Below are 9,680 nucleotides of genomic sequence, written 5' to 3'. Positions count from 1 at the left end.
GAAAGCGCTGAATGACATGGGCGTGCAGGGTCTGACGGTGATCGAAGTGAAGGGCTTTGGCCGTCAGAAAGGCCATACCGAGCTCTATCGCGGCGCCGAATACGTGGTGGACTTCCTGCCCAAGGTGAAGATCGAGGTGGTGGTGAAGGACGACGAGGTCGAGCGCTGCGTCGACGCCATCATCAACGCCGCGCGTACCGGCAAGATCGGCGACGGCAAGATCTTCATCACCAGCGTGGAGCGCGTGGTGCGCATCCGCACCGGCGAGATCGACGAATCGGCGGTCTGAAGGACGCGCTCGAACAGCCGGACGCAAAGAACGCAAAGGTTACGCAAAGAACGCAAAGGAAGACCTTCCAGTTTTCTTTCCTGTCTTTTTTGCGTCCTTTGCGAATCCTTTGCGTCCTTCGCGTCCGGCTGTTGAAGTGGCGGCCCGTCGAGGCAACACCCCTCAGATCTCGGACGTATCCACGCCGCGCGGGCTGCGGAGGGCGTCGTCCACCAGCTTCGCGAGCAGCGGCTCCAGCTCGCTGCCGACCGTCAGCAGGTCCATCTGCCAGTCGTTCATGAAGCCGCTGCGCACGCTTTGCTGCAGGAACTGCAGCAGCGGCTGGTAGTAGCCCCCGAGGTCGAACAGGCCTACCGGCTTGCGGTGGAAGCCCAGCTGCTTCCACGTCCAGGCCTCGAACAGTTCCTCGAAGGTGCCGATGCCGCCCGGCAGGGCGAGGAAGGCATCCGCGCGTTCGGCCATCAGGCTCTTGCGCTGGTGCATGTTCTCCACAATATGCAGCTCGGTGCAGTCGCGCTTGGCCCATTCGCGCTCCACCATCGAGTGCGGGATGACGCCGACGACGCGGGCGCCGGCCTCCAGCGCCGCACCGGCCATCGCGCCCATCAGGCCGTTGTTGCCGCCGCCGTAGACCAGCTGGCCGCCGTGGCGGCCGATCCAGCGGCCGACGTCGGCCGCCGCGGCGGCGAAGCGCGGGTCGGCGCCGGCGCGCGAGCCGCAGTACACGCAGATCGAAAAAGCAGGATTCATCGGGAGAAGAGGCGCACCAGCGCGGCCAGCCAGATGCCGCCGGCCAGCACGAGGGAAAGGAAGACCGCGGCGCTGCCCATGTCCTTGGCGCGCTTGGAGAGCTCGTGCCGCTCGGGGCCGATGCGGTCGATGGCCGCCTCCACGGCGGTGTTGAGGAGTTCCACGATCAGCACCAGCAGCACCGAGCCGGCCAGCAGGGCCGCCTCGACCCAGCCGCGGCCGACGAAGAAGGCGAGCGGCAGCAGCAGGAAGGCCAGGCAGGCCTCCAGCCGGAAGGCCGCTTCCTGCCAGCCGGCGCGCAGGCCGGCCATCGAATAGCCGGCGGCGTGCCACACGCGGCTGAAGCCGGTGCGGCCCTTCTGCTCGTTCACGAACTCGGGCAGGGCATCGCGGTGGGACATGCGGCATTGTCGCCGAGCGGCGCCGGCGCGGTTTCAGCCCGCCTTGGGGGCCGCATCGACGAGCCGGGTGCCGGCCCAGGCGTCGTGCCAGAACTGGCGCTGCGGATGCAGCCGGCTCAGCGCGGCCCAGAACAGCACCCAGCCGAAGAAGGCGGCCGTGACGGGCTTCCAGTCCATCAGGTGCTGCCGGGCGAACACGGCCAGGGGCGGCAGCACCCAGACCGAGCACAGGGCGTAGCGCAGGGCGGCGCGCAGGGGCGTGAGCGGTCGGCCGTGGCTGTCCACGATGCGCATGCGCCAGGTCTGCATCGGCAGCGTGCGGCCGCGGGTCCAGGACAGGACGAAGTAGACGCCCAGCACCAGCGCGATGACGGCGCCCAGCGCCTGCCGGCCGTAGAGCGCGTGCCGCATCTGGGTGGCGATGGAAAACACGAAGGCGGTGGCCATGGCGATGCCGAAAGCCAGGAAGGCTTCGTAGAACAGCGACGCCAGCCGGCGCCGCAGGCTGGGCGCGGCCAGTGCAGGGGCAGGAAGGCTCAAGGTTGCGTGGGCGCCGGCGAGCGCGGCAGCAGGGTGTTGCTGTCCACCCGGCCGGGCACGACGGCGAGCTTGGCGCCGCCGTTGTCGGCGCGCCTCGGCTTGGGGATGCGGGCGAGCTTCTGCTGCGGCACCGGCTTCACCGCGACGGCGGTGGGCGGCGGCGGCGGCTTGGCGGCCACGGCGCCGGCGGCGAGCCTGCGCTTTTCCTCCGGCGAGAGGTTCTGGTAGGCCTCCCACTGGGCGCGCTTGTCGTCGCGATTGAGCTTGCTGCTCTCGGCGAAGTTCAGGCGCGCCAGGGTGCGCTGCTGCGGCGACAGGGCGGCCCATTCCGCCATGCGGCTGTGCAGGCGGGCCTGCTCGCCGGGCGGCATGGTGGGGTAGTTCTGCGACAGCGCCAGCCACTTGCGCTTGTGGGCCTCGCCCAGCACGCGCCAGGTGCCGGACAGGGGCGCCAGCGACTGCTGCTGCTGCGGGCTCAGCTCGGCCCAGGTGGGGCTGGATTCGGGCCGGGGCGCCGGGGCGTTGCGCACCTGGGCCGGGCGGATCGGCGCCCGGCTGGAAACGGAGGGCTTGTTCGCCTGCGCCACGTTGGGCGCCGCTGCCTCGGCCGCGGCCGGCGCCTCGGGATTGGGCGGCACCGCGACTTCGGCCGCGGCGGCGGCCAGCACCAGGCCCGCGGCGGCCAGGGCGGCGGCGAGGGTGCGATGCGGGCGGGGGGATTCGCTCATGCTCCGGGCCGATTATTCACCGCGCCCGGACTGCTTGAGGAACTGCACGAAGCCGGGATCGGCGTACGCGGCCGGCGGCAGGTCGTCGGTCAGCAGGGCGGTATCGACCTCGGCCAGCTCGCTGGCGCGGTCGTCCGTCTGGATGGTGTGGAGCAGCACCAGGCCGGCCGCCAGCACGAGCAGGGGCAGCACGGAGCCGATGCGGTAGAGCCAGCCGCGTTTCAGCGCCAGGGCCGCCGAGGCGCCGCGGCCCACGACGACCGGGGCGAGCTCCGGCTTCCTGCGGGCCTGGAGGGCGCGCACGCGCGCGGCCCGCAGGCGTTCGCGCACTTCGTACGGCAGGTCTTCGGAGCCGGCCGACAGGCGCATGGCGACCGCGCGGCCGAACTGGTCTGCCTTGGCCTGGGCGAGCAGTGTGTCCGTTGTGGTCATAGTTGGATTCCCTTTGCCTTCAGAGCCTTGCTGAGGGCGGCGACCGCACGGGAGCAGTGCGTCTTGACACTGCCTTCCGAGCAGCCCATGGCTGCCGCGGTTTCTGCAACATCCATGTCCTCCCAGTAACGCATCATGAAGGCTTCCCGTTGACGGGCGGGCAGCTCCATGATCTCCGTCTCGATCTCCCGCAGGACCTGGGCCCGGCGGGTGGCGTCCTCGGCGCTTTCGACCTGCTGGGATTGGCTCGTGGCCTCGTAAGTTTCCAGCAGATCGAAATCCCCCTCGTCGGAGGCGGACTCGAAATCGCTCAGGTTGGAGAACAGGGCGTTGCGCGTCTTCTGGCGCCGGAACCAGTCGAGGGTGCAGTTCGACAGGATCCGCTGGAACAGCATGGGCAGTTCCGCGGGCGGCTTGTCGCCGTAGTGCTCGGCCAGCTTCATCATGCTGTCCTGCACGATGTCCAGCGCCGACTCCTCGTCGCGCACGTGGTAGACGGTGCGCTTGAAGGCGCGCTTCTCCACGCTCTGCAGGAAGTCCGAGAGTTCGCGTTCGGTGGCCAAGGAGTCCGGGGGCGGCGGTAAGGCTTCGGGTTCTTTGTGGCGCGCAGGCCGCAGGGGCGGTCGGGCAGCCGGAAATTATGGCACCGCGACAGGAGGCCTTTCGCGCTCTTCTGTTGCAGTGCGATAATGCCAGCGCAAGTCACAGGCAAACGAGTCCTGGTCCGGCGGTGCGAAGCGCCCGCCCATGGCCCGGTGCTCCAAGTCCCGACGCGGCCTCACGAGGGCTGGCGAAGGGGCACCCCAAGGTTCGTAGTCCGAAACCCGAAAGGTTGATCATGGAAATCTCGAGAACGGAGCTCAGCTCCGCGGCCGCCGCCACGGCAGGCCAGACACAAGACCTCCGCGGCGCCGAAATCCTCGTCAAGTGCCTCCAGGCCGAGAACGTCAAGTTCGTCTGGGGCTATCCCGGCGGCGCGGTGCTGCACATCTACGACGCGTTCTACAAGCAGGACACGATCCAGCACGTGCTGGTGCGCCACGAGCAGGCGGCCGTGCACGCGGCCGACGGCTATGCCCGTGCCACCGGCGACGTCGGCGTGGCGCTCGTCACCTCCGGCCCCGGCGTGACCAATGCCGTCACCGGCATCGCCACCGCCTACATGGATTCCATCCCGATGGTGATCGTCACCGGCCAGGTGCCCACGGCCGCCATCGGCATGGACGCCTTCCAGGAATGCGATACCGTGGGCATCACCCGCCCGGTGGTCAAGCACAACTTCCTGGTCAAGGACGTGCGCGACCTCGCGGAGGTGATGAAGAAGGCCTTCCACATCGCCCGCAGCGGCCGGCCCGGCCCGGTGGTGGTGGACATCCCGAAGGACGTCTCCTTCAACAAGACCGCGTACACCGGCTATCCCGAGAAGCTCGAGATGCGCTCGTACCGGCCGGTGCAGAAGGGCCACGGCGGCCAGATCCGCAAGGCCGTGCAACTGCTGCTGGCGGCCAAGCGTCCCTACATCTACACCGGCGGCGGCGTGGTGCTGGGCAACGCCACGCAGGAACTGCGCACGCTTGCCAACCTGCTGGGCTTCCCGGTCACCAACACGCTGATGGGCCTGGGCTCCATGCCCGGCACCGACCCGAAGTTCCTGGGCATGCTGGGCATGCACGGCACCTTCGAGGCCAACAACGCGATGCAGAACTGCGACGTGCTGCTGGCCGTGGGCGCGCGCTTCGACGACCGCGTGATCGGCAACCCGAAGCACTTCGGCTCGTTCGAGCGCAAGATCATCCACATCGACGTGGATCCCTCCAGCATCTCCAAGCGCGTGCGGGTGGACATCCCGATCGTCGGCGACGTGAAGGAGGTGCTCTCCGAGCTGATCGCGCAGGTGAAGGAAGCCGGCACCAAGCCGGACGCGGGCGCCCTGGGCGCCTGGTGGGAGACCATCGACGGCTGGCGCAAGCGGGACTGCCTGCGCTACGACCGCGGCAACCGCGACGTGATCAAGCCGCAGCACGTGATCGAGACGCTGTGGAACATGACGAAGGACGTCGAGACGTACATCACCTCCGACGTCGGCCAGCACCAGATGTGGGCGGCGCAGTTCTACAAGTTCCCCGAGCCGCGCCGCTGGATCAACTCGGGCGGCCTCGGCACCATGGGCGTGGGCATTCCGTACGCCATGGGCATCAAGCTGGCCAAGCCGGAATCCGAGGTGTACTGCATCACCGGCGAAGGCTCGGTGCAGATGTGCATCCAGGAGCTTTCCACCTGCCTGCAGTACAACACGCCGATCAAGATCGTCTCGTTGAACAACCGCTACCTCGGCATGGTGCGCCAGTGGCAGCAGCTCGATTACGAGGGCCGCTACTCGCACAGCTACATGGACGCGCTGCCCAACTTCGTGAAGCTCGCCGAGGCCTACGGCCACGTGGGCATGCTGATCGAGCGCCCGGCGGATGTGGAGCCCGCGCTGCGCGAAGCGCGCAAGCTGAAGGACCGCACCGTGTTCATGGACTTCCGCACCGACCCGACGGAAAACGTCTGGCCGATGGTGAAGGCCGGGCAGGGCATCACGGAGATGCTGCTGGGCAGCGAGGACCTGTAAAGACCAACTGCCGGACGCAGAGGACGCAAAGGGTACGCAAAGGACGCGAAAAAGACAAAGAAGAAAATCTTGAGGGTTTTCTTTTGCGTCCTCTGCGTATCTTTCGCGTCCTTTGCGTCCGGTAGTCCGGTTTTCAACGACGAATCTATTGCCCGCCGAGCCCGCTGCTTACCGGCAGCGGGGGAGGGCGGCGAAAAGAGGAATCCGACATGAAGCACATCATTGCCGTGCTGCTCGAAAACGAGCCCGGCGCCCTCTCGCGTGTCGTGGCCCTGTTCTCGGCCCGCGGCTACAACATCGAATCGCTCACGGTGGCGCCGACGGAAGACGCGTCGCTGTCGCGCATGACGATCCAGACCACCGGCAGCGACGACGTGATCGAGCAGATCACCAAGCACCTGAACCGCCTGATCGAGGTGGTGAAGGTGGTCGACCTCACCGAAGGCAGCTACACCGAGCGCGAGCTCATGATGGTGAAGGTGCGCGCGGTGGGCAAGGAGCGCGAGGAGATGAAGCGCATGGCCGACATCTTCCGCGGCCGCGTCATCGACGTCACCGACAAGAGCTACACCATCGAGCTCACCGGCGACCAGGCCAAGAACGACGCCTTCCTGCAGGCCATCGACCGCAGCGCGATCCTCGAGACCGTGCGCACCGGCGCCAGCGGCATCGGCCGCGGCGAACGCATACTGCGCGTCTGAACCGCTTTTCCCAGTTTTCACCACCCGCACAAGACGGACCCATAGGAGAGACCATGAAGGTTTATTACGACAAGGACTGCGACCTCAGCCTGATCAAGGGCAAGACGGTCGCCATCATCGGCTACGGCTCGCAGGGCCACGCGCACGCGCAGAACCTGAACGACAGCGGGGTGAAGGTGATCGTGGGCCTGCGCCGCGGCGGCGCCAGCTGGCCCAAGGTGGAGAAGGCCGGCCTGAAGGTCGCCGAAGTCGCCGAGGCCGTGAAGTCCGCCGACGTCGTGATGATCCTGCTGCCCGACGAGCAGATCGCCACCGTGTACAAGAACGACGTCGAGCCCAACATCAAGCAGGGTGCCTCGCTGGCGTTCGCGCACGGCTTCAACGTGCACTACGGCCAGGTCGTGCCGCGCGCCGACCTCGACGTGTGGATGGTGGCGCCCAAGGCCCCCGGCCACACCGTGCGCAGCACCTACACCCAAGGCGGCGGCGTGCCGCACCTGGTGGCCGTGCACTCCGACAAGTCCGGCCGCGCCCGCGACCTGGCCCTGTCGTACGCGATGGCCAACGGCGGCGGCAAGGCCGGCATCATCGAGACCAACTTCCGCGAGGAGACCGAGACCGACCTGTTTGGCGAGCAGGCCGTGCTGTGCGGCGGCACCGTGGAACTGATCAAGGCCGGCTACGACACGCTGGTGGAAGCCGGCTACGCGCCCGAAATGGCGTACTTCGAGTGCCTGCACGAGCTGAAGCTGATCGTGGACCTGATCTACGAAGGCGGCATCGCGAACATGAACTACTCGATCTCCAACAACGCGGAGTACGGCGAGTACGTCACCGGCCCGAAGATCGTCACGGAGGAGACCCGCAAGGCGATGAAGCAGGCGCTGAAGGACATCCAGACCGGCGAATACGCCAAGAGCTTCATCCTGGAAAACCGCGCCGGCGCCCCGACGCTGCAGTCGCGCCGCCGCCTGAACGCCGAGAGCTCGATCGAGGTCGTGGGCGAGCAGCTGCGCGCGATGATGCCCTGGATCAAGAAGAACAAGCTGGTGGACCAGAGCCGCAACTGACGTCGCGTGCGACGTCATCCCCGCGCAGACGGGGTCCAGAGAGGCCGCCCCCGGGCGGCCTTTTTCCTGTTCAGAACCCCCCGGTGAACTGGTACCGGTTGGCCGGATGCCACAGCGTCGCCACCGACGCCACCTGGCCTTTCGACAAGGTCGTTCGCCGCAGCACCAGCGAGGGCTGGTCCTCCTCGGTCTGCAGCATGGCCGCGATCTCCGGCGGCGGCATGCGCGCCTCGATGCAATAGCGCACCCCGGCCAGCGGCGCGACGCGCATCAGGTACTCGTTGGCCGTGGTCTTGCTGAAATCCAGCTGCATGTATTCCGGCGCCAATGCGGGATTGACGTAGCGGTCCTCCACCTGGATCGGCAGTTCGCTCTCGAAGTGCACGACCACCGAGTGGAAGAGGGGCTTGCCCGCGGCCAGCTCGAAGTCCGCCGCCAGCGCGTCGCCGGCCTTGATGCGTTCCAGCCGCTGCAGCTCGCTGCGGTGCACGTGCCCGCGCGCGCGCACCTCCTCGGCGATGCTGTGGATCTCCACCAACGTGGACTGGAACTTCTGCTGCGCCACGTAGGTGCCCGAGCCGCGCACGCGCACCAGGAAGCGCTCGTCGCTCAGTTCGCGGAGCGCGCGGTTGGCGGTCATGCGGGCCACGCCGAACTCGCTGGCCAGCGCCTGCTCCGAGGGGATCGCATCGCCCTCCTTCCACACGCCGGCGCGGATCTGCCGCAGCACGTGGGTCTTGATGCGTTCGAACGCGGGGCGCTGGGCATCCATTTCTTCGGTGGGCATCGTCTGCGTTCCAGATGGCATATCAGGGTAAACACTGAGCAGCGGGGCGACGAGTGTGAGCGGAGCCCGGCTGCTGAAGTTGTATAGTTGTCTATACCAATTCTTCCAGTTTCCTCCCAGCTTGTCCATGCAAGGAAATCTCCCGATGAATGCTCTGAGCTCCCGCAAGTCGCTGCTGGCGACCGCCATTGCCGGCCTCGCCGCCCTGCTTGCCGCCGGCCCCGCGGCGGCCGACATCAAGATCGGCTTCAACGTGCCGCTGACCGGCTTCGCCGCCGCCGACGGCCAGTCGGCGCTCAACGGCGCCAAGCTGGCGGTGGCCCAGGCCAACGCGGCCGGCGGCGTCGCCGGCGAGAAGATCGAACTGGTGGTCTACGACGACCAGGGCACGGCCAAGGAGGCAGTGCCGGTCGCCACCAAGCTGATCGAGAAGGACAAGGTGGTGGGCGCGGTCTCCGGCTCCTACTCCGGCTCGACCCGCGCCGCGGCCGGCCTGTTCCAGTCGGCCAAGGTGCCGTACGTGGTGGCCTATGCCATCCACCCCGACATCACGCGCGCCGGCAACTTCGTCTTCCGCGTCTCCGCCATGGGCGAGGTGCAGGGCCGCGGCGGCGCCAAGCTGGTGAGCAACCTGGGCAAGAAGAAGGTCACCGTCATCACGGTGAAGAACGACTTCGGCCAGGCGCTGGCCGCCGGCTTCAAGGAAGCCGCGCCCAAGTTCGGCCTGCAGATCACCGGCGAGTACGAGTACGCGATGAGCGACCGCCAGTTCGGCGCGCTGGTCTCCAAGGTGAAGGCCGACAACCCGGAAGTGATCTACGCCTCGGGCTACTTCTTCAACGCCGGCCCGCTGGTGAGCCAGCTGCGCGCCGCCGGCATCACCGCCCCCATCATCGGCCAGGAAGGCTACGACTCCGACAAGTTCATCGAGATCGCCGGCCCGGCCTCCGAAGGCACGCTCGTCACGACGTCGCTGGACCGCGATTCCGACGTGCCCGCCACCAAGGCCTTCCTGGCCGACTACCGCAAGGCCAACAACGCCGGCGCCGACATGGTCGCGGCCTCCAGCTTCACGGCCACCGCGGTGCTGATCGAAGGCCTGAAGAAGACCGGCGGCAAGGGCGGCGAGGCGCTGCGCGCCGCGATGGCCGGCGGCACCTTCGTCACGCCGATCGGCAAGCTGACCTTCAACAGCCTCAATGAAGTGGCCAAGGACATCCAGGTCCAGGTGGTCAAGGACAAGGCCTTCCGCCGCCACTCCGTGATCTCCGACGCGGTGCTGCTGGCGCCGCCGACGAAGTAGGACCGCGGCGAATCCGCATCCCGCCCGCAGCGCCTGGCGCGCGGGCCCGTGACCGGTCCCCCGCG

12 protein-coding genes are annotated in these 9,680 nt (G+C 67.7%); 5 read left to right on the top strand and 7 right to left on the bottom strand.

Annotation, left to right across the window (positions count from 1 at the left end):
- Positions 1–289: P-II family nitrogen regulator (locus tag VFM98_RS21890; RefSeq protein ID WP_325112006.1), on the top strand; the 289-nt coding region annotated here is incomplete at its 5' end.
- A gap of 162 nt (positions 290–451) precedes the next feature.
- Here the strand turns inward: VFM98_RS21890 and VFM98_RS21885 are convergent.
- The 6 genes from VFM98_RS21885 to VFM98_RS21860 are packed head-to-tail and all read right to left on the bottom strand — an operon-like array spanning position 452 to position 3,703.
- A complete protein-coding gene (locus VFM98_RS21885; RefSeq protein WP_325112005.1) occupies positions 452–1,039 on the bottom strand; it encodes a TIGR00730 family Rossman fold protein in 588 nt (195 codons plus the stop codon).
- Positions 1,036–1,440 (bottom strand): diacylglycerol kinase, encoded by a 405-nt coding sequence (locus tag VFM98_RS21880; protein WP_325112004.1) that lies wholly within the window; start codon positions 1,438–1,440, stop codon positions 1,036–1,038. Before VFM98_RS21880 ends, VFM98_RS21885 begins: the two co-directional genes overlap by 4 nt.
- A 33-nt stretch (positions 1,441–1,473) precedes the next feature.
- Positions 1,474–1,980, bottom strand: coding sequence for an RDD family protein (locus VFM98_RS21875; RefSeq protein ID WP_325112003.1), 507 nt, complete (start codon positions 1,978–1,980; stop codon positions 1,474–1,476).
- Positions 1,977–2,708, bottom strand: a complete 732-nt coding sequence (locus tag VFM98_RS21870; protein ID WP_325112002.1) for a DUF3106 domain-containing protein — start codon at positions 2,706–2,708, stop codon at positions 1,977–1,979. Before VFM98_RS21870 ends, VFM98_RS21875 begins: the two co-directional genes overlap by 4 nt.
- Positions 2,709–2,720: 12 nt before the next feature.
- Positions 2,721–3,140 (bottom strand): DUF3619 family protein, encoded by a 420-nt coding sequence (locus tag VFM98_RS21865; protein WP_325112001.1) that lies wholly within the window; start codon positions 3,138–3,140, stop codon positions 2,721–2,723.
- Positions 3,137–3,703 carry an RNA polymerase sigma factor gene (locus tag VFM98_RS21860; protein ID WP_325112000.1) on the bottom strand — a complete coding sequence of 189 codons (567 nt, stop codon included), beginning with the start codon at positions 3,701–3,703 and terminating at the stop codon, positions 3,137–3,139. Before VFM98_RS21860 ends, VFM98_RS21865 begins: the two co-directional genes overlap by 4 nt.
- A gap of 275 nt (positions 3,704–3,978) precedes the next feature.
- On the opposite strand from VFM98_RS21860, the gene VFM98_RS21855 reads away from it, so the two are divergent.
- From VFM98_RS21855 to ilvC, 3 genes are all read left to right on the top strand, one after another.
- Positions 3,979–5,754 (top strand): acetolactate synthase 3 catalytic subunit, encoded by a 1,776-nt coding sequence (locus VFM98_RS21855; RefSeq protein ID WP_325111999.1) that lies wholly within the window; start codon positions 3,979–3,981, stop codon positions 5,752–5,754.
- Between the two features lie 209 nt (positions 5,755–5,963).
- Positions 5,964–6,455, top strand: coding sequence for an acetolactate synthase small subunit (gene ilvN, locus VFM98_RS21850; protein ID WP_325111998.1), 492 nt, complete (start codon positions 5,964–5,966; stop codon positions 6,453–6,455).
- A gap of 53 nt (positions 6,456–6,508) precedes the next feature.
- The gene (ilvC, locus tag VFM98_RS21845) at positions 6,509–7,525 is read left to right on the top strand and encodes a ketol-acid reductoisomerase (protein ID WP_325111997.1); all 1,017 of its coding nucleotides are present in this window, start codon (positions 6,509–6,511) and stop codon (positions 7,523–7,525) included.
- A gap of 70 nt (positions 7,526–7,595) precedes the next feature.
- On the opposite strand, the gene hutC is transcribed toward ilvC, so the two are convergent.
- Positions 7,596–8,312 (bottom strand): histidine utilization repressor, encoded by a 717-nt coding sequence (gene hutC / locus VFM98_RS21840; protein ID WP_325111996.1) that lies wholly within the window; start codon positions 8,310–8,312, stop codon positions 7,596–7,598.
- 145 nt (positions 8,313–8,457) lie between these two features.
- On the opposite strand from hutC, the gene VFM98_RS21835 reads away from it, so the two are divergent.
- Positions 8,458–9,615, top strand: a complete 1,158-nt coding sequence (locus VFM98_RS21835; protein ID WP_325111995.1) for an ABC transporter substrate-binding protein — start codon at positions 8,458–8,460, stop codon at positions 9,613–9,615.
- Positions 9,616–9,680 lie beyond the last annotated feature (65 nt).

It is taken from the genome of Ramlibacter sp. (assembly GCF_035706265.1).
Classification (GTDB): Bacteria; Pseudomonadota; Gammaproteobacteria; order Burkholderiales; family Burkholderiaceae_C; genus Ramlibacter.
This window is presented reverse-complemented; position numbering and strand designations above follow the sequence as displayed.

Bases quoted from the DNA above. Each gene is read 5' to 3' on its own strand.
- ilvC (WP_325111997.1), top strand. From the start codon at position 6,509: ATGAAGGTTTATTACGACAAGGACTGCGACCTCAGCCTGATCAAGGGC.
- VFM98_RS21855 (WP_325111999.1), top strand. From the start codon at position 3,979: ATGGAAATCTCGAGAACGGAGCTCAGCTCCGCGGCCGCCGCCACGGCA.
- ilvN (WP_325111998.1), top strand. From the start codon at position 5,964: ATGAAGCACATCATTGCCGTGCTGCTCGAAAACGAGCCCGGCGCCCTC.
- VFM98_RS21865 (WP_325112001.1), bottom strand. From the start codon at position 3,140: ATGACCACAACGGACACACTGCTCGCCCAGGCCAAGGCAGACCAGTTC.
- VFM98_RS21880 (WP_325112004.1), bottom strand. From the start codon at position 1,440: ATGTCCCACCGCGATGCCCTGCCCGAGTTCGTGAACGAGCAGAAGGGC.
- VFM98_RS21870 (WP_325112002.1), bottom strand. From the start codon at position 2,708: ATGAGCGAATCCCCCCGCCCGCATCGCACCCTCGCCGCCGCCCTGGCC.
- VFM98_RS21835 (WP_325111995.1), top strand. From the start codon at position 8,458: ATGAATGCTCTGAGCTCCCGCAAGTCGCTGCTGGCGACCGCCATTGCC.
- hutC (WP_325111996.1), bottom strand. From the start codon at position 8,312: ATGCCCACCGAAGAAATGGATGCCCAGCGCCCCGCGTTCGAACGCATC.
- VFM98_RS21885 (WP_325112005.1), bottom strand. From the start codon at position 1,039: ATGAATCCTGCTTTTTCGATCTGCGTGTACTGCGGCTCGCGCGCCGGC.